This is a genomic window from Neorhizobium sp. 2083 (assembly GCF_031455615.1).
In the GTDB taxonomy this organism is placed as follows: Bacteria; Pseudomonadota; Alphaproteobacteria; order Rhizobiales; family Rhizobiaceae; genus Neorhizobium.
Genome location: NZ_JAVDTC010000001.1, coordinates 179,413 through 198,374 on the forward strand (window position 1 = coordinate 179,413; position 18,962 = coordinate 198,374).

An 18,962-nucleotide genomic window follows, 5' to 3' on the forward strand; every position below is an offset into this window, starting at 1 on the left:
TCTAAGGCTCGATGCCGGGATCGCGGGCGATCTTGGCGTTGATCTCCTGGATCACCTTTTCGAAATCCTCCGCATGGGAGAAATCGCGATAGACCGATGCGTAACGCACGAAGGCGACGTCATCGAGGCTCTTCAGGGCCTCCAGCACCTGCAGGCCGATCTCTTCCGAGGAGATTTCGTTCTCGCCGGAACTTTCGAGCCGGCGCACGATACCCGATACCGCCCGCTCGATGCGGTCGTTGTCGACCGGCCGCTTGCGCAGCGCGATCTGGAACGAGCGCACCAGCTTGTTGCGGTCGAACGGCACCTTGCGGCCGGTCTTCTTGGTGACCATCAGTTCGCGAAGCTGGACGCGCTCGAACGTGGTGAAACGGCCGCCGCAATCCGGGCAGATGCGCCGCCGGCGGATGGAGGTGTAATCCTCCGCCGGACGACTATCCTTGACCTGCGTGTCTTCCGAACCGCAATAGGGGCAGCGCATCGCCTCTCCTTGAGCCTTGGCAATAAGGGGTCGCCTGAACGGCGACCCTTCGATCACATGTAGGGATACATGGGGAAACGGCCGGTGAGCGCCACGACTTTTTCGCGCACGCCGGCTTCAACCGAAGCATTGCCCTCGTCGGAATTGGCGACCTTCAGGCCGTCGAGAACCTCGATGATGAGATTGCCGATTTCCTTGAATTCCGCTTCCTTGAAGCCGCGCGTCGTACCGGCGGGGGTGCCGAGACGGATGCCCGAGGTGACGAAGGGCTTTTCCGGATCGAAGGGAATGCCGTTCTTGTTGGTGGTGATGTAGCCGCGGCCGAGAGCCGCCTCGGCGCGCTTGCCGGTGGCGTTCTTCTTGCGCAGGTCGACCAGCATCAGGTGGTTGTCGGTACCGCCGGAAACGATATCGACGCCGCCGGCCATCAGCGTTTCGGACAGCGCCTTGGCGTTCTTGACGATCTGGGCCGCATAGTCCTTGAAGTCCGGCTGCAGCGCTTCGCCGAAGGCGACGGCCTTGGCGGCGATGATGTGCATCAGCGGACCGCCCTGGAGGCCGGGGAATACGGCCGAATTGAACTTCTTGGCCAGATCCTCGTCATTGGTCAGGATGACGCCGCCGCGGGGCCCACGCAGCGACTTGTGGGTCGTGGTGGTCGCGACATGGCAGTGCGGGAACGGCGACGGATGCTGGCCGCCGGCGACGAGGCCGGCAATATGGGCCATGTCGACCATCAGATAGGCACCGACCGAGTCGGCGATCTCGCGGAAACGCTTCCAGTCCCAGATGCGGGAATAGGCGGTGCCGCCGGCGATGATCAGCTTCGGCTTGTGCTCTTCGGCTTTCTTCTGGACCTCGTCCATGTCGAGCAGGTTGTCGCCCTCGCGCACGCCGTAGGAGACGACGTTGAACCACTTGCCGGACATGTTGACCGGCGAACCGTGGGTGAGATGCCCCCCGGAATTGAGGTCGAGACCCATGAAGGTATCGCCGGGCTGGAGGAGCGCCAGGAACACGGCCTGGTTCATCTGGGAACCGGAATTCGGCTGGACATTGGCGAAGTTGACGCCGAACAGCTTCTTGGCGCGCTCGATGGCGAGTTCCTCGGCGATATCGACGAACTGGCAACCGCCGTAATAACGCTTGCCCGGATAACCCTCCGCATACTTGTTGGTCATGATCGACCCTTGAGCCTCAAGCACGGCGCGGGAAACGATGTTCTCCGATGCGATCAGCTCGATTTCGTGGCGCTGGCGACCCAGTTCCTTCTCGATCGCGCCAAAGATTTCCGGATCGGATTCGGCCAGCGGGCGGGAGAAGAAGACGTCGGTGTTCGACATGTGCGAGGCTCCTCAAAGGGGTGGGCATTGCAATGTCGCGTCTTAGCGTTCCCCCTTTCGCAGGGCAATACGCAGAACGACATTTGAGCGTCCGAAGACGCGGGGATGATCGCAGAAAACGAAAAAGCCGCACCCTTTGCAGGATGCGGCTTTTCGGAAACGGAAATCGAAGCCGGCCTTATTGCGGCAGCAGGTCGTCGTCGGCAGCGCCGGCCGGCTTCTCGATGCCGGTGGTGGTCTGCAGTGCCAGTTCCTGGTTGCCGTCGCGCTCGTAGATGTCGTCGCGGAACTGGACGACGCGGTCCTTCGCCGACCATGCGGTGATGTAGACGATATAGACCGGAACTTCCACGGCAAGCTTGATCGGGTTGTTCTGGCGGGTCGAGATCACCCGTTCGATCTCCTGGCGCGACCAGCCGGACGTGTCGCGCAGCAGCCAGGTGATGAGGTCGCGGACGTTCTGCACGCGCATGCAGCCAGAGGATTCGAAGCGCATCAGCTTGTTGAACAGGCCCTGCTGGGGCGTGTCGTGCATGTACTCGTTGTTCGGGTTGTGGAAGTTGATCTTCGTCGAGGCCATGGCGTTGATCTTGCCGGGATCCTGCCGGAACATGAAGTTCGGCGCCTTCGGCGCGAACCAGTCGACCGTCTCCGGCGCCACTTCGTTGCCCTTGCCGTCGATCAGGCGAATGTTGTTGCGCGTCAGATAGGTCGGGTCCTTGCGCATCAGCGGCACGATGTCCTTTTCGACGATCGAGCGCGGCGCGGTCCAGTAAGGGTTGAGGATGACCTCGTAGATCTTCGAGTTGATGGCGTGCGTCGGCCGGTCGATACGACCGACGACTGCGTTGGTGCGCAGCGCCACGCGGTCGTTCTCCACCGCCTCGATATAGGCGGCCGGAATATTGACCATGACGTAGCGCGGACCGAGGTCGCCGGACATGGACTGCAGGCGCACCAGATTGGTCCCCAGCTGGCGCAGGCGCACGTCGGCGGAAATGTTCATCGCCTTGACGGTGAATTCACCCATCACGCCGTCGGCGGGCAGGCCGTGGCGGGCCTGGAAACGCTTCACCGCGCCATCGACATAACTGTCGAACGAGGAGGACATGCCCGCTTCGCGCGGCAGGTCGCCTGAAATCATCAGGCGCTGGCGCAGCTGCTGGACGGTCGGGTCGACGACGCCGAGGCGCAGGCGCTGCTGGCCGGGATTGACTTCGGGCCATCCGCCGTTGGCGACGATCTGCTGGTAATCCACGATCGCCTGCTGGATGTTCGCCGGGCCGCCGGCGCCAAGCACCGGGTTGTTGGAGACGACATTGACGGCGGTTCTCGATGCGGCCTTTGCGTCGAACTGGTCATCCCAGGTGCCGCGGCGCTGCGCATTGATCAAATCGTCGACCGCCGATTGGGCGAATGCAGGCGCAGCAAGTGCGGCGGCACCCGCAGAGACGGCCGTGCGAAGCAGGGCACGGCGGGAAAGAGCTTCAGATCCGATCTTCTTCGACATCATAGTACCCATCTGGTCCCGAGCATCATCAGAGACGCCTACAGGGATATGGTTAAGAACGCGCAAAAAGTTAGCGCAGCCGCGCAGGGCTTCGTCGTCATCGCAATGTCGTGAAAGCGCGAATTACCGCCGGCCCGTTGCATCCAGCGGGTCCCATAGCAATATGGCCAATTCGTGTCAGGTACTCGCGCGTCACAAAGCCGTGTTGGCAGGTGATTTTTTCACGCGGCATATAGGCCACACCCATGGAACCGCACACGATCACCGGCATATCCTCGACGGCACGCCTCGCGTCCAGTCCGATCGTGTCTCAGATTTCTGAGGCCGATTTTAACAAAACACAAAAGTCGCAAGCCTGAGGCAAGCGGATTGATTAAAAATCACCCCTCATAAATGAGGAATTTGAGAATTGAACTGGCATCCGATCGAAGCGCTTGAACCCGGCAAGCTGGCCGTCCTGCATTTTCGCGATGAAACGGCACCGCAATGCGTCGGCTATGTCGAGCAGGACGGCATCTGCGGATGGCCCGAAAAGGTGACGGGCCGCAGACCGGACGGCTGGCTCGACCTCTCCTCGCTGTTTTCCGGCATGACCACCGAAATCAGGCGGGTCGTGGCCGCCACGTTGTGAATCCAGCACCCTGACGCAAACGCGCGTAACGGCGCGTCTTCCGACGCCCCGTTACGCTTTGCGTAGCACCGCATGACTGGAGGTAATGGAGTGTTTCGCAAGCCTCTTGTGGATCAAAGGCGGTAGAGGATCTGGTCGTTCCAGAAGCGGTCGAGGCGCTGGAGCAGCTTGTTCATCTGGGAGAACTCGCCCTCGCCGATGCCGCCGACCTTTTCGATCGAGCCGATATGGCGCTCGTAGAGCTTGCCGACGGTTTCGGCGATCGCCTGGCCTTCCGGCGTCAGGCTGATGCGGACCGAGCGGCGGTCGATGCGCGAGCGCTGGTGGTTGATGAAGCCGAGGTCGACCAGCTTCTTGACGTTGTAGGAGACGTTGGAGCCGAGGTAATAACCGCGGGAGCGCAGCTCGCCGGCCGTCAGTTCCGAATTGCCGATGTTGAACAGCAGGAGAGCCTGGACGGCGTTGACGTCGTCGCGACCCTGGCGGTCGAACTCGTCCTTGATCACATCGAGGAGACGGCGATGCAGGCGTTCGACCAGATGCAGCGACTCCATATAAAGGTTGCGAATGGTTTCTTCATGCGGATCTGCTACTGCCGTTACCGCCTGCGGCTTCAGTTTCGTGTTCATCATGACTGCCTCATCCTGTTTTGTTTGGCGGTGTTTGTTTTCTTCCCGCCTTGAGACAGACACTATCCAATACGCATAAAATTCGACTTAAAACATAGGCTTAACAAGCGCTTAACGCGTTTCCTCGAATTCCCGCGGCTCTTTGCCGACCGGCTCCACCCCTATATCGACGTCAGTCAAATCAACTACTTAGATGCGATTTTTCGACCAAATCCAGCCGTCAAAGCTTTAACATCAAGGTGAATCAATCCTTACCCGCTCCGCCTTGCGGCGTGCTTCGACCCATAGGGAGAGCCGAAACACGACATAAAGCGCGGCGACGAGGCCGTGCATGAGCGGGACGAGACGGTTGTGCCCGAAGATCTCCGGCCAGACGATATACATCGACACCTGCGAGATCGCCGCAATCGCCCAGAGCACGGGTCCCCAGGAGACGGTGAGCCAGAGGCCGAGCGAGGCGACCGGAAACAGAACGGCAAGCGAAGACGCCGCCACCTTCCAGGGAAGCGTCAAGAGATCGAAGCGAGCCATGCCCTTCAGCGAATAGCCGACCAGCATGGCCCAGTATTGCAGGCCGAACCAGAAACAGGTGACCGCAACCAGTCTCAGGAAGATCACGTAGAGAATTTCGGTCAGCGTGCGCTTCGGCACCGTGAGTGAATCGGGTTCCATGGCCGCCACCATAACGGCGGGACGTTCCGTCCGCCAGCACCTGCAAGCGGCACGCATGCGGCGATCCCGCCCATTCATAATCGTTCGGCCGCATGATATGGACCCCACAAGCACGAGAACGGAGACATCAGTCATGGACAAGACGCATCTGGTCGACGAGATCACCGGCCATCGCCGCATGCGGCGCAACCGCAAGGCGGACTGGACGCGCCGGCTGGTGCAGGAAAACCGGCTGACGGTCGACGACCTGATCTGGCCGATCTTCATCGTGCCCGGCACCGGCATCGTCGATCCGATCGCCGCCATGCCCGGCGTCAACCGCATGAGCGTCGACAAGGCCGTCGAAGCGGTGAAGGAAGCGGCAGATCTCGGCATTCCGGCGATCGCCACCTTCCCCGATATCGAGATGGAGCTGCGCGACGAGACCGGCTCCAACAGCCTCGTCGCCAACAACCTGATCAACCAGGCGACCGCCGCCTTCAAGAAGGCCGTGCCGAATATCGGCATCATTACCGACGTGGCGCTCGATCCGTTCACCAGCCACGGCCATGACGGCATCCTGCGCGACGGCATCATCGTCAACGACGAGACGGTCGACCAGATCGTCCGCGCGGCCGTCATGCAGGCGGATGCAGGCGCCGACATCATCGCGCCGTCGGAAATGATGGACGGCCGCATCGGCGCCATCCGCCGAGGCCTCGACGCGGCTGGCCACCAGGATGTCGGCATCATGTCCTATGCGACGAAATTCTCGTCCGGCTTCTACGGCCCCTATCGCGAGGCGATCAACACCAGCGGCCTCCTGAAGGGCGACAAGAACAGCTATTACATCTCGCCGGCCAACGGCACCGAAGCTGTCCGCGATGCGGCCCTCGACGTCGAGGAAGGCGCCGACATGCTGATGGTCAAGCCCGGCATCGCCTATCTCGACATCTGCTGGCGCATCAAGGAGGCCTTCGGCCTTCCCGTCTTCGCCTACCAGGTTTCAGGCGAATACACCCAGATCAAGGCGGCGGCGATGAACGGCTGGATCGACGGCGACCGGATCATGATGGAGACGCTGCTCTGCTTCAAGCGCGCCGGCTGCGACGGGATTCTCTCTTATTTTGCGGTGGACGTGGCAAAGAAGCTGGCAAAAGCCGCTTGAGTCTTGTTGCCGGGACGGTTTCTTCCCATATCATCGGGGAGAAACCGGAGATATTGAAACCATGAGCCTCGACCCGAACCCGACCTATGCCGCACCGGACGATTGGCGCGCCTATAGCGGCGTTCTTTCGCGCCGGGTGTTCGCCTTCATCATCGACTACGTGATCGTGCTCCTGCTCTGCATTCCGGCCGCGGTCGTGGTGTTTTTCCTCGGCATCATCACGCTCGGCCTCGGCTTCATGCTCTATCCGGTCCTGTTCGTGATCGTCGCCCTTCTTTATTTCGGGATGACGCTCGGCGGCCCCGCCCAGGCCTCGCCCGGCATGCGCGCCATGGGGATCGCCATGGCGCGGATCGACGGCCGGCGGATGGATTTCCTGACCGCCATGGCGCATACGGTGATCTTCTGGATCATCAATTCCGTGCTGACGCCGCTCATTCTGCTCGCGGGCCTGTTCATCGAGCGCTCTCGCCTCGTGCATGACCTGTTGCTCGGCACGGTCGTGGTCCGTACGCCGTAACGATTACGCCACTGGCCAAAAGTTTATGGCGCATGCCGGCTGCCTCTCGCAGCATATGGTTGACGTTTTACTTTTATGCGCCATGGTATGACATTTACGACACCAAAGACCGGACTGCCACGACGCAATGAACACCCAGGCAACGCCCTCACCGCAGTTCTATCTGACGGCCCCGGCAGTTTGTCCCTATCTGCCGGGTGAAATGGAGCGAAAGGTCTTCACTCACCTGGTCGGCCCGCGCGCCGCCGAGATGAACGACCTGCTGACCCAGGGCGGTTTCCGCCGTTCGCAGAACATCGCCTATCGGCCTGCCTGCGAATCCTGCCGCGCGTGCGTCTCCGTGCGCATCCTTGCGCATGAATTCGAACCGGTGCGGTCGATGAAACGGGTTCTCGCCGCCAATCGCGACGTGATCGCGACGGTCTATCCGGCGCAGCCTTCGACCGAACAGTTCTCTCTCTTCCGCCATTATCTCGACGACCGCCACCAGCGGGGCGGCATGTCCGACATGTCGGCACTCGACTATGCGATCATGGTCGAAGACACGCATGTCAACACCCGCGTCATCGAGTACCGCCGCCGCGAGCCGGGTTCCGGCATCCGAACCGAGGCGAAGGGAGAGCTGCTTGCCGTAGCTCTCACTGACATGATGAGCGACGGCCTGTCGATGGTCTATTCCTTCTTCAATCCCGAGTATGAAAAGCGCTCGCTCGGCACGTTCATGATCCTCGACCACATCGCCCGCACGAGAACGCTCGGCCTGCCGCATGTCTATCTCGGCTACTGGGTGAAGGGTTCGGCGAAGATGGGTTACAAGACCCGCTTCCAGCCGCAGGAACACCTGACCCCGCGCGGCTGGGAAATCTTCGATCCCGCCACGGACATCTGAAACGATCCCATGAACGATCATACGAAGGGCCTCGTGCTCACCTCGATCGGCGGACTTGCGCTTTCCTTCGACGTGCCGCTCGTGCGCCTCGGGCAAGGCGAGATGTGGTCGACGGTCGCGGTGCGCAGCACGGCCACCTTCGCCGCCGCCATCCTCCTGTGGCTGCTCGTCCGCCGCTTCGGTTCCAGCCGCCCGGTTCTGATTCCCGGCAAGGCGGGGCTTGCCGCCGGGTTCTGCTACGGCATCTCGACGATCGCCTTCCTCGGGGCCGTGTTCAACACGGCGACGGCGAATGTCGTCTTCATCGTCGCCTCAACGCCGATGTATGCCGCCATTCTCGGCTGGCTGATCCTCAAGGAACGCCCCTCGCCGTCGACGCTGATCGCCATGCTGGTGATGTTTTCGGGCGTCGGCCTGATCGTCTCGGGCGGCCTTGCGGGCGGCCATATCCTCGGCGATACCCTTGCGACAACCGCCTCCTTCCTGCTGGCGCTGGCGATCACGCTCAGCCGGGCGGCGCGGATCGACATGGGGTTCGTGCCGCTGGTGGCGACCATCATTCCGGCGGCGGTCGGGCTTTCCTTCGTCGGCGTATCCTTGCTTGCCGGCACGGGCGGTTTTTCGATCGCCAATCCCTTCTGGGTGCTGTTCGACGGCGCGATCATGATGCCGCTCGCCTTCTGGTGCCTGGCGACCGGTCCGAAATACCTCTCCGGCTCCGAGGTCGGCATGTTCTATCTGCTCGAAACCATTCTCGCGCCGATCTGGGTCTGGCTGATCTTTTCCGAAGTCCCGTCCAGCCAAACGCTGCTGGGCGGGTCGATCCTGGTGCTCGCTCTGATCGGGTATTCCGCGTGGCAGATGCGGCGCGTGTAGAGGTTGCGGGTCAAGGTGCCAGTGTCGCGAACGATTTGATATTTGCCCGCACAAGCTCCTGCGATAGCATCAAAACACCACCACAGGTCGCAAACAATGAGTGCAAAAAGTACTGTTCAGAAGACTACCATTCAAAAGATCGGCCAAAACCACGTCATCGTCTTGCCGCAAGAGGCCCTTGTCCGTCTTGGTTGGAAAGAAGGCCAGATGCTGGAGCTTCGCACCGACGATACCGGCATCGAACTGTTCGATCCCAAGACGGTTTCGGATGAGGATTTCCAGCGTCAGCTCCTCTCCGCCAAAATGGCGATGAGGAAATATCACGTAGCCCTCAGCGCGCTCGCCAAAAGCTGATCACCCCGCGAACTTACCACTCCGCGGAAAGCCTTTCGGAACCGCGCGGCCGGCGGTGGCGCGGTCGGCGATCCATTCGAGGAGCTCGTCCTTGTTGCGGGTGAACGAGCGGCCGGCGCTGTCTTCCCAGGAAAGCCCGTCGGCAATGGTGAAGCAGCGGATGTCGGAAATGCCACCGTCCTTGTAGCGCTGCAGGCGAACGCCCTTGCCGCGGGTCATTTCCGGCAACTGCGCGAGCGGGAAGACCAGCAGCTTCCGGTTTTCACCGACGACCGCGACGTGATCGCCCGAGACCGGCACGACCAGTTTCGCCTCGTCGGGCATGGCGACGTTCATGATCTGCTTGCCCTTGCGGGTATTGGCGACCATCTCGCTCTCGGCCACGACGAAACCGTTGCCCGCGGTCGAGGCAAGGATCAGCTTGCGCTGCGGGTCATGGACGAAGGCGGTCAGGATGTCCTGGTCGTTCTCCATGTCGACGATGATACGGATCGGCTCGCCATGGCCACGGCCGCCCGGCAGCTTGTCGGCACCGAGCGTGTAGACCTTGCCGCCCGTGGTGACGAGCAGCAGCTTGTCGGTCGTCTGTGCCGTAAACGCGATCTTCGGGCCGTCGCCTTCCTTGAAGGTGAGCGTCGAGGTGTCGGAAATATGCCCCTTCAGCGCGCGGATCCAGCCTTTCTGCGAGACGACGACGGTGATCGGTTCCTTCTCGATCATCGCCTGGTTGATCGCCTCGATATCGGCATCCGGCGCGTCGGCGAAGGTCGTCAGGCGCGCATAAGGTTTGCCGCGGCCCTTGGCGAAATTCTTGCGGACGTCCTGGATCTCGTGCTCGATGACCCGCCACTGCTTGTCCTCGGAGGCGAGCAGCGCCTCGATATCCGCCTTTTCCTTGGTCAGATTGTCGTTTTCGGTGCGAATCTCGAATTCTTCGAGCTTGCGCAAGTTGCGCAGCCGCATGTTGAGGATCGCGTCGGCCTGGATGTCGGTGAGCGACCAGCGCTCCATCATCACAGGCTTCGGTTCGTCCTCCTCGCGGATGATGCGGATCACCTCGTCGATATTGAGGTAGGCGATCAGCAGGCCGCCGAGGATTTCCAGGCGCCGGTCGATCGCCGCCAGGCGGAAGCGCGAGCGGCGGACCAGTACGTCGCGGCGATGCGCCAGCCATTCCAGCAGCACTTCGTTGAGCGCCATCACCTTTGGCACGCGGCCCATGGAGAGCACGTTCATGTTGAGCGGCAGGCGGGTTTCCAGCTCGGACAGCTTGAACAGCGATTCCATCAGCAGGGTCGCATCGACGGTACGGTTCTTGGGCACCAGCACGACGCGCACGTCTTCGGCAGATTCGTCGCGCACGTCTTCGAGAAGCGGCAGCTTGCGGGCGAGCAACAGCTCGGCGATCTTCTCGATCAGCCGCGACTTCTGCACCTGGTACGGGATTTCGGTGACGACGATCTGGTAGCCGCCGCGGCCGAGATCCTCGATGACCCAGCGGGCGCGGACACGAAAACCGCCGCGGCCGGTCTTGTAGGCCTCGACGATAGACTCCCTGCTGTCGATGATGATGCCGCCGGTCGGAAGGTCGGGACCTTCGATACCGCCCTTGGCTGGCTCGGCAGGATCCGCCATCAGATCCTCGATGGTCGCCGTCGGATGCTTGATCAGATGCAGCGCCGCATCGCAGAGCTCATGGACGTTGTGCGGCGGGATCGACGTCGCCATGCCGACCGCGATGCCGGACGTGCCGTTGGCCAGCAGGTTCGGGAAAGCGCCCGGCAGCACCACCGGCTCCGAATTCGATTCGTCGTAGGTATCGCGGAAATCCACCGCGTCCTGGTCGATGCCTTCGAGCAGCAGTTCGGAAACCGCCGTCATCTTGCTTTCGGTATAACGCATCGCGGCGGGGCTATCGCCGTCGATGTTGCCGAAATTGCCCTGGCCGTTGACGAGCGGATAACGCTGCGAGAAATCTTGTGCGAGTCGCGCCAGCGCGTCATAGATCGACTGGTCGCCGTGCGGGTGGAAATTACCCATCACCTCGCCGACGATCTTGGCGCATTTTCGGAAGGCGGCGTTGGGGCGCAGGCCCATCTCGCTCATCGCGTAGACGATGCGGCGGTGGACAGGTTTCAGCCCGTCGCGCACGTCCGGCAGCGCGCGATGCATGATGGTGGAAAGCGCATAGGCGAGGTAACGCTCTTCGAGCGCTGCTTTCAGATCGACCGGCAGGATATTGTCGCCGCCGTCGCCGGAAGGTGGTGTCAGATTTTTTCCCATGGGCCTTGACTAGCGGAAAGCCCGATTCTCGGCAAGAAAGTAGCAGCGACAGCCTGTGGATGAAGGCTTTTCCCGGACTGGAATCAGTGTTTGGTTTACCCTGAATCGTCAGCCGCAATTTTGACGAAAGGAATGTGGAACACAGCCATAAACCTTTTACTCCGCTTGCCTATAAGGTGCCGCGAACAAGCAGACTGAACTATCGACAAACCCTAAACAATCGCGGGCCGGACCGTCGCCCGCCAGGAGGAACTCCAATGCAATACTCCACCAAGGCCCGGCTTCTGCTCGCCGGCGCAGCGCTTTCGACTTTCGCGGGCCCGGCCTTTGCGCTCGACGGCAACGATCTCGTCGCCAAGATCAACAACGCGATCTCCATCCAGGGCGGCGCCGGCTTCTCGGCGGAAAAGGCCGTCGTCAGCGGGTCGAACGTGACCCTCACCAACGCCAAGTTCCTGATCGAGGCCGGCAAGCAGAGCCTGCCGCTCGGCACCGTGAAGTTCGAGGGCGTCGAAGAGGACAACGGCGGATACACGGTCGACAAGGTCACCTTCGACAATATCAACGCCACCGAGGACAAGACCACCTTCACCGCATCGGACATCTCGATCAGCGGCCTCACCGTGCCGGCCAACGCGACCGGCGACGGGCTCGATGCGATCCTGCTCTACGACGAAGCCCATGTCGGCAAGATCGCGGCCACCGTCGACGGCAAGCCGGCCTTCTCGATCGACGAAACGAACGTCACCACCGAAATCGCCGACGACCACTCCTCGGTCGGTTTCGATCTCGAGATCAATGGCATCAAGAGCGACCTCAGCATCGTCGACGACGCGCAGGCGAAGGATACCCTGCAGCAGCTCGGAATCACCTCGCTTGACGGCAAGGTCGCCATGTCCGGCAGCTGGACGCTGAAGGACGGCACGCTCGACATCGACGAATACGGCCTCGATTTCGCCAAGGTCGGGAAGATCAACCTCGCCTTCAGCATGTCCGGCTACACGCTCGACTTCATCAAGTCGGCGAACGAAACGGCCAAGGCGATGGAAAACAATCCGAACAAGGAAGAAGCCCAGCAGGCAGCCGGCCTCGCTATGCTCGGCCTGATGCAGCGCCTCACCTTCAACAGCGCCGAAATCCGCTTCGAGGACGCCGGCATCACCAAGAAGGCGCTCGACTACGCCGGCAAGAGCCAGGGCACCACCGGCGAAGCCATGGCGCAGATGCTAAAGGGCATGACGCCGATGATGCTGGCGCAATACAACGTGCCGGAACTGCAGAACATGGTGAGCGCCGCCGTCAACACCTATCTCGACAAGCCGGGCAGCTTCACGGTCACCGCGGAACCGGCCGATGCCGTTCCCTTCCCGATGATCATGGGCGCTGCGATGGGCGCTCCGAACACGCTGCCGAAGGTCCTCGGCGTCAAGGTCACCGCCAACGACTGAGCGGTCATGTCCCAGAACGGAAAAGCCCCGGCAATCTTTTGCCGGGGCTTTTTTATGTTCGCGTCGAACGTTTCCGTACTATTCCAGAACCTGGATCACGGTCCGGGTCTGCGGATTGACGATGACGCGGCGGTCGTTGACGACCGTGTAGGCGTAATCGTTATAGCCATCCACCGTATGCACCTCGACCGTGTCCGGAAGGGCGGCCCCGACTGCGATCTCGCCCTGATAGGAAACCGAGGGAACGCTCTGCTCCATGACGTAGGTGCGAACCGCGCCGGGCAGGACGACGGTCGAGCTGGTGGTGACCGGATCCTGGGTGACGATCGTCGTCTGGGCGTAAGCTGCGCCCGAGAGTGCGATCAGGACCGCCGACGCGGCCAGTAGGGTCTTGCGCATGTCTTTTCTCCCTGTGCTTCTGCTGCCCTAACAACACAAGCGCGCGGATATGGTTCCGCTATCGCGCTTGACACCGGGAAAGCCCCGGCCGGCATCTTGACGCCACGGGCAGGCGCGAGCGACAAGATTGTGATGGCGAGGCGGGGAGAGACGACCAGGCATCGGCAAATGTCGTTTTGACGAGAGGCTTGTGTTTCATGCTGTCCTGGCTTGCGGCCGACACCCAGACAATCGAAACCCTCGACGGCGCAGGCCAGCGGTTCGAGCCGGCGCGTCCCTCCTATTACAGCGGACGGCCTAAAAACCCGCTGCAGCGGCTGCTGACCGCGCGGCGTGATTTCCTGTCGATCTGGCGGCAGAGCGACTATTCCGAGCGGGTCAGCCAGATCAGGCTGTTCGGCCGGCAGATCGTCGCGGTGAACTCCCCCGAAGCGATCAAATACGTGGTCGCGACGCGGCACGAGAATTTCGAGCGGAAGACGCCGCAGATGCGCCGCGCGCTCGAATACCTGCTCGGCGACGGCCTGTTCATCTCGGACGGAGAGACCTGGAAACAGCGGCGGCCACTGGTGTCCGACATCGTCCACAAATACCGGGTACCGGCCTTCGGCAGCATCATGAAGGACACATCGCTCGAACTCGTCGAGCGCTGGACGAAGCTTGGCGAGGGTGCCTCCGTCAACGTGCTTTATGAAATGGCAGGCCTGACCGCGGAGATCATCTCCCGCAGCGTCTTCGGAAACGATCTCGGCGAGGAACAGGCCGGCAGCGTGACGGACGGCTTCAGCAGCTATCAGGCGCTGATCGACTCCATCAACATCGGTTATTTCCTGGGTTTCGACGAAGGCCTGCCGCTGGTGAAGACCCCCTCGCTGCGCCGTTCGGTGAAGCGTATCCACACCATTATCGACCGGGTCATCGAGGATCACCTCGCCGGCAGGGGCGACGACAATTCCATGGTCGAGCTGCTGATCCGCCGGCAGCAGCGCAATCCCGAACTGAAGCTCGACGTGGTGGCGCTGCGCAACGAGGCGGCCACCATCTTCATGGCCGGCCATGAGACGACGGCGGCGACGCTCACCTGGGCCTGGTATCTGCTGTCCAGAGCGCCCTGGGTCGAGGAAGCCGTGCATGCGGAGATCGAAACGGTCTGCGGCAGCAACGTGCCTAATGTGGACGACGTGGCGAAGCTGAAATGGTGCACGGCGGTGATTGAGGAAGCGCTGCGGCTTTATCCGCCGGTGCCGATCCTCGCCCGCCAGGCCAAGCAGGCCGACCGCATCGGCACGCTCGAGATCAAGCCGGCCTCGCTGGTGATGATCGTACCCTGGATCCTGCACCGGACCCCGTCCCTTTTCGAGGATCCGCATCGCTTCAATCCGGAGCGTTTCATGGGGGGCAAGCGGCCGGTGCCCTACAGCTACATCCCGTTTGCGAGCGGTCCGCGCATCTGTCCCGGACTGCAGTTCGGGCTGACGGAATCGATCCTGTGCCTGGCGGTGCTCGCCCAGCGGTTCCGGCTGCGGGTGCGGGAAGGCCACAAGGTGGAGCCCATCTGCCGGCTGACGCTCAGGCCCCGCGGCGGCCTGCCCGTCACGCTGCATCGACGATGAGCGGCAAGATGGAAGAGAGCCGACCGCTGGAACACCACCACAAGGCGACGAAACGCAAGGCCTGGATTTTCGAAGAGGGCGCGCCGCTTCGCCTTTCGGATTTCCTTGCCGGCGGCGAGGCCCGGCGTCGCTTCCTTAAACATCTGCGCCGGGAAACCCCGCGCGACATCCGCGACCTTCTGATGGTCTTCACCTTCAAGATGCTGCCGGCGAGCGCCGTCTCGAATATCGGCGGTTTTCTCGGCCGCCATGTCATACCGCGCCGATACAAGGCGATGTCGGCCCGGGCGCGCGAGAACTTCCGCATCATCCGGCCGGAAGCCTCAGAAGCGCAGATCGAGGCGTGGCTCGGGGAATTCGCGGATTCGCAGGGGCGACAGCGGGCGGAATATGCCGTGATGCGGCGTCTTGCGGCCAATACCGGGAACATCCGTTTTGTCAGCGCGGAAAACCTCGTCCAGCAGTGTGCCGGCCAGCCGGTCATCTTCATCGGCCTGCATATCGCCAATTGGGAGGTCGCCTGGCAGTCGCTGGTCGCCATGGGCCTGGACCTGACCGGCAGCTACGATCCGCCGAAGCGCCGCATGCACCACTGGCTGGTCAACCGCGAGCGACGGCGCGACGGCCTGACGGTGCTGAAACCCGGAAAGGATGCCGTCCGTCCGGCGCTTCAGACGCTGAAAGACAACGGCAACCTGATCGTCTTCTGCGACGAGGGGTTCGAAGGCAAGGTCAGAGCTCCGCTGTTCGGCCGGCCGGCCCATCTGCAGGGCAACTACGCCTTCGTCGCCCGTCTCGCCCGCAAGACAGACGCGCTGCTCTATCCGGTCTACGTGACCCGCGACCGCGGCACGCATTTCACCTTCCGCACGATCGAGCCCTTCCGGCTGCCGCCGGAGGAAACTCCCGGCAGCCGCCTGATCGACGACGTGAAGCTGATCAATTCCGTGGTCGAACCGGTGGTCGCCGAACACCTCGCCCAATGGTTTTTCGTCGCCCATCGGATCGTCCCGCTCTAAAGCGGCCCTAGATGAAAGCGTCTTTAGCGGAGATTTCGTCCCATGAATTTACCCGTCCATTCATCCGCCCGGACACCCTGCCCTACCATCGATGCGGTGATCGAGAACGCGCTTGCCGCCAGGCGCCTCGTCGGCACCGTCGTGATGGTCGCCAAGGACGGCGAGATCGTCTACCGCCGCGCCGCCGGGTTTGCGGACCGGGAAGCGGGCCTGCCTGCCCGCGAGGATACGATCTTCCGGCTCGCCTCGGTGACCAAGCCGATCGTCACGATCGCGGCCATGCGGCTCGTCGAACAGGGCCGCATCGGGCTCGACGAGCCGGTGACGAAATGGCTGCCCGACTTTCGGCCCCGCCTCGAAGACGGTTCCGAACCGGACATCCTCATCCGTCACCTTCTCACCCACACATCCGGCCTCAGCTACTGTTTCCACCTCGAAGACGGGCCCTATGTCCGCGCCGGCGTTTCCGATGGCGTCGACCAGCCGGGCCTTTCGCTCGACGAAAACCTGCGCCGCATCGCCTCGGTGCCGCTGCTTTTCGCGCCCGGCACCGGCTGGCAATATTCGGTCTCCATGGACGTTGTCGGCGGCGTCATCGAGAAGGAGACCGGCAAACGCTTGGGCGAGGCGGTCGCTGAACTGGTGATGCAGCCGCTCGGCCTCTCCGATACCGGTTTCACCGTCACCGACCGCAATCGTCTGGCCGCTCCCTATGTCGACGGGGCGCCGGAACCGAAGCGGATGAGCGGCACGGAAAAGGTCCGCGCTCTCGACGGGTCGGTGATGTTCGCGCCCGACCGCATCTTCGACCCCTCCTCCTATCATTCGGGCGGCGGCGGCATGGCCGGGACCGCCTCCGACGTGCTGACCGTGCTCGAGACCATCGCCAGGGGCGGCGCGCCGCTGCTCTCCGAAAACACGGTCGAGGCGATGACGACCAACCAGATCGGCGACCTGCTGGAGCCGACCCGGCCGGGCTTCGGCTTCGGTTTCGGCTGGGCGATCGTGCTCGATCCGGCAAAGGCGGGCCTGCCGGTCTCGCCCGGTTCGCTGCAATGGGGCGGCGTCTACGGCCACCACTGGTTCATGGATCGGGCGAGGAAGGTGACGCTGGTGGGGCTGACCAATACCACGCTCGAAGGCATGTGGGGCCAGTTCACCCTCGACCTGAAAAAAGCCGTGGCCGCCGACCTTTAGCCGGGCATCCTCAGAGATCGAATCAAAAAGCCCGGCACCTGGCCGGGCTTTTCCGTTGTTCAGGGAACTCAGTCCTTCTTCGGCGTCGGCATGACGCGGAGGGCTAGTTCGCGCAGCTGCTGCGGGGTGGCCGGCGACGGGGCACCCATCAGGAGATCCTGGGCCTGCTGGTTCATCGGGAACAGCGTGACTTCGCGCAGGTTCTTGGCACCGACGAGCAGCATGACGATACGGTCGATGCCGAAGGCAGCGCCGCCATGCGGAGGCGCGCCGTACTGGAAGGCGCGGTACATGCCGCCAAAGCGGTCCTCGACGTCGGCCTGGCTGAGGCCGACCTTTTCGAAGGCCTTGACCATCAATTCCGGCGACTGGTTACGGATCGAGCCCGAAGCGATTTCGAAGCCGTTGCAGACCGCGTCATACTGGAATGCCTTGATCGTCAGCGGATCCTGGCCGTCCAGCGCCTCGATACCGCCCTGCGGCATGGAGAACGGGTTGTGGGCGAAATCGAGCTTCTTTTCTTCCTCGCTCCATTCGTAGAACGGGAAGTCGACGATCCAGCACATTTCGAAACGATCGCGGTCGACGAGATTCAGCTCCTCACCGGCGCGGGTGCGGGCTTCGCCGGCGAACTTGTAGAACTTGGCCGGATCGCCGGCGACGAAGAAGCAGGCGTCGCCGTCATCGAGGCCGAGCTGGGTGCGGATCGCCTCGGTACGCTCCTCGCCGATGTTCTTGGCGAGCGGGCCGGCGCCTTCGAGCTTGTCGCCTTCCTTGCGCCAGAAGATGTAGCCGAGGCCCGGCTGGCCGGTCGACTGTGCCCAGGCGTTCATGCGGTCACAGAATGCGCGGCTACCGCCGGTCTTGGCCGGGATCGCCCAGACTTCGACCTTCGGGTTCGAGGCGATCATGCCCGCGAACACCTTGAAGCCGGAGCCGGCGAAGTGTTCGGTGACGGCCTGCATCTCGATCGGGTTGCGCAGGTCCGGCTTGTCGGAACCATACTTGCGGATCGCCACGTCATAGGGAATGCGCGGCCAGTCCTTGGTGACCGGCTTGCCTTCAGCGAACTGTTCGAACACGCCGGTCATGACCGGGCCCATCGTGTTCCAGACGTCTTCCTGGGTAACGAAGCTCATTTCAAGGTCGAGCTGGTAGAACTCGCCCGGCAGGCGGTCGGCGCGCGGGTCCTCGTCGCGGAAGCAGGGCGCGATCTGGAAATAACGGTCGAAGCCGGCCACCATCAGCAGCTGCTTGTACTGCTGCGGCGCCTGCGGCAGGGCGAAGAACTTGCCTTCATGGATGCGGCTCGGCACCAGGAAGTCGCGCGCGCCTTCCGGCGAGGACGCGGTCAGGATCGGCGTCGAATATTCGGCGAAACCGATTTCGCCCATGCGCCGGCGCATGTCGGCGATGATCTGGGTGCGCTTGACGATGTTCCGGTGCAGCGTCTCGCGGCGCAGGTCGAGGAAGCGGTACTTGAGGCGCACGTCTTCAGGATAGTCCGGCTCGCCGAACACCGGCAGCGGCAGTTCCTTCGCCGCGGAGAGCACTTCGATCTCCTGAGCGTAGAGCTCGATCTCGCCGGTCGCCATGCCCTTGTTGACGGTGTCTTCCGAGCGCGCCTTGACGAGGCCGTCGATGCGGATGACCCATTCGCCGCGGACGATTTCGGCGGTCTTGAAGGCGGGGCTGTCCGGGTCGGCAACCACCTGGGTCATGCCGTAATGGTCGCGAAGGTCGATGAACAGCACGCCGCCATGATCTCGCACGCGATGCACCCAGCCGGACAGGCGGACGGTCGATCCGACGTCGGACTTCTTGAGGGCGGCACAGGTATGGCTGCGGTAACGGTGCATTTCGGTATCCCGGACGGTTAAGTTTTGCGGTCTTTCGGCGTGCGAAGCACGGCCTGCCGGCTTAATGGAAAATCGGCGGGAAAAGCGCATGG

General features: G+C 62.5%; 18 protein-coding genes. 10 read left to right on the forward strand and 8 right to left on the reverse strand.

All coding sequences use genetic code 11. From position 1 onward, the window contains the following. Nucleotide 1: 1 nt before the first annotated feature. From nrdR to J2X76_RS00875, 3 genes are all read right to left on the reverse strand, one after another. Entirely contained in the window at nucleotides 2-481 is a 480-nt protein-coding gene (gene nrdR, locus J2X76_RS00865) for a transcriptional regulator NrdR (RefSeq protein ID WP_007771094.1), read from the reverse strand. Between the two features lie 53 nt (nucleotides 482-534). After that, nucleotides 535-1,824 (reverse strand): serine hydroxymethyltransferase, encoded by a 1,290-nt coding sequence (gene glyA, locus J2X76_RS00870; RefSeq protein ID WP_310212097.1) that lies wholly within the window; start codon nucleotides 1,822-1,824, stop codon nucleotides 535-537. A gap of 178 nt (nucleotides 1,825-2,002) precedes the next feature. Beyond that, a complete protein-coding gene (locus J2X76_RS00875) occupies nucleotides 2,003-3,334 on the reverse strand; it encodes a murein L,D-transpeptidase (RefSeq protein ID WP_113130079.1) in 1,332 nt (443 codons plus the stop codon). 409 nt (nucleotides 3,335-3,743) lie between these two features. Between J2X76_RS00875 and J2X76_RS00880 the strand changes: the two genes are divergently transcribed. Continuing rightward, a complete protein-coding gene (locus J2X76_RS00880) occupies nucleotides 3,744-3,965 on the forward strand; it encodes a hypothetical protein (protein ID WP_113130059.1) in 222 nt (73 codons plus the stop codon). A 113-nt stretch (nucleotides 3,966-4,078) separates the two neighbouring features. Here the strand turns inward: J2X76_RS00880 and ldtR are convergent, their stop codons facing one another. Next, the gene (ldtR, locus tag J2X76_RS00885) at nucleotides 4,079-4,594 is read right to left on the reverse strand and encodes a transcriptional regulator LdtR (RefSeq protein WP_113130078.1); all 516 of its coding nucleotides are present in this window, start codon (nucleotides 4,592-4,594) and stop codon (nucleotides 4,079-4,081) included. Nucleotides 4,595-4,828: 234 nt separating this feature from the next. Continuing rightward, entirely contained in the window at nucleotides 4,829-5,323 is a 495-nt protein-coding gene (locus J2X76_RS00890; RefSeq protein WP_310212104.1) for a DUF6163 family protein, read from the reverse strand. 40 nt (nucleotides 5,324-5,363) lie between these two features. On the opposite strand from J2X76_RS00890, the gene hemB reads away from it, so the two are divergent. From hemB to J2X76_RS00915, 5 genes are all read left to right on the forward strand, one after another. Then, entirely contained in the window at nucleotides 5,364-6,413 is a 1,050-nt protein-coding gene (hemB, locus tag J2X76_RS00895; RefSeq protein ID WP_310212107.1) for a porphobilinogen synthase, read from the forward strand. Nucleotides 6,414-6,474: 61 nt separating this feature from the next. Continuing rightward, complete coding sequence (locus J2X76_RS00900; protein ID WP_113130057.1) at nucleotides 6,475-6,933, forward strand: RDD family protein; 459 nt, start codon at nucleotides 6,475-6,477, stop codon at nucleotides 6,931-6,933. 127 nt (nucleotides 6,934-7,060) lie between these two features. Further along, nucleotides 7,061-7,822, forward strand: coding sequence for an arginyltransferase (locus J2X76_RS00905; RefSeq protein ID WP_113130056.1), 762 nt, complete (start codon nucleotides 7,061-7,063; stop codon nucleotides 7,820-7,822). Nucleotides 7,823-7,831: 9 nt separating this feature from the next. After that, entirely contained in the window at nucleotides 7,832-8,698 is an 867-nt protein-coding gene (locus J2X76_RS00910) for a DMT family transporter (RefSeq protein ID WP_310212112.1), read from the forward strand. Between the two features lie 96 nt (nucleotides 8,699-8,794). Then, nucleotides 8,795-9,052, forward strand: a complete 258-nt coding sequence (locus J2X76_RS00915) for an AbrB/MazE/SpoVT family DNA-binding domain-containing protein (protein ID WP_310212114.1) — start codon at nucleotides 8,795-8,797, stop codon at nucleotides 9,050-9,052. Here the strand turns inward: J2X76_RS00915 and parC are convergent, their stop codons facing one another. After that, a complete protein-coding gene (gene parC, locus J2X76_RS00920; RefSeq protein ID WP_310212117.1) occupies nucleotides 9,053-11,335 on the reverse strand; it encodes a DNA topoisomerase IV subunit A in 2,283 nt (760 codons plus the stop codon). A gap of 257 nt (nucleotides 11,336-11,592) precedes the next feature. Between parC and J2X76_RS00925 the strand changes: the two genes are divergently transcribed. Continuing rightward, entirely contained in the window at nucleotides 11,593-12,783 is a 1,191-nt protein-coding gene (locus J2X76_RS00925; protein ID WP_113130052.1) for a hypothetical protein, read from the forward strand. Nucleotides 12,784-12,861: 78 nt separating this feature from the next. On the opposite strand, the gene J2X76_RS00930 is transcribed toward J2X76_RS00925, so the two are convergent. Then, a complete protein-coding gene (locus J2X76_RS00930; protein ID WP_113130051.1) occupies nucleotides 12,862-13,182 on the reverse strand; it encodes a DUF1236 domain-containing protein in 321 nt (106 codons plus the stop codon). A 197-nt stretch (nucleotides 13,183-13,379) separates the two neighbouring features. On the opposite strand from J2X76_RS00930, the gene J2X76_RS00935 reads away from it, so the two are divergent. From J2X76_RS00935 to J2X76_RS00945, 3 genes are read left to right on the forward strand one after another with little or no spacing between them, the layout of a single operon-like run. Continuing rightward, nucleotides 13,380-14,795: a cytochrome P450 gene (locus J2X76_RS00935; RefSeq protein ID WP_310212119.1), complete on the forward strand. Its 1,416-nt coding sequence runs from the start codon at nucleotides 13,380-13,382 to the stop codon at nucleotides 14,793-14,795. Between the two features lie 8 nt (nucleotides 14,796-14,803). Further along, on the forward strand, nucleotides 14,804-15,814 hold the full coding sequence (locus J2X76_RS00940; RefSeq protein WP_310212121.1) for a lipid A biosynthesis lauroyl acyltransferase: 1,011 nt from the start codon (nucleotides 14,804-14,806) through the stop codon (nucleotides 15,812-15,814). Nucleotides 15,815-15,856: 42 nt separating this feature from the next. Beyond that, the gene (locus tag J2X76_RS00945; protein ID WP_310212123.1) at nucleotides 15,857-17,011 is read left to right on the forward strand and encodes a serine hydrolase domain-containing protein; all 1,155 of its coding nucleotides are present in this window, start codon (nucleotides 15,857-15,859) and stop codon (nucleotides 17,009-17,011) included. A gap of 68 nt (nucleotides 17,012-17,079) precedes the next feature. Here the strand turns inward: J2X76_RS00945 and aspS are convergent, their stop codons facing one another. Next, nucleotides 17,080-18,870: an aspartate--tRNA ligase gene (aspS, locus tag J2X76_RS00950; RefSeq protein ID WP_113130047.1), complete on the reverse strand. Its 1,791-nt coding sequence runs from the start codon at nucleotides 18,868-18,870 to the stop codon at nucleotides 17,080-17,082. Nucleotides 18,871-18,962 lie beyond the last annotated feature (92 nt).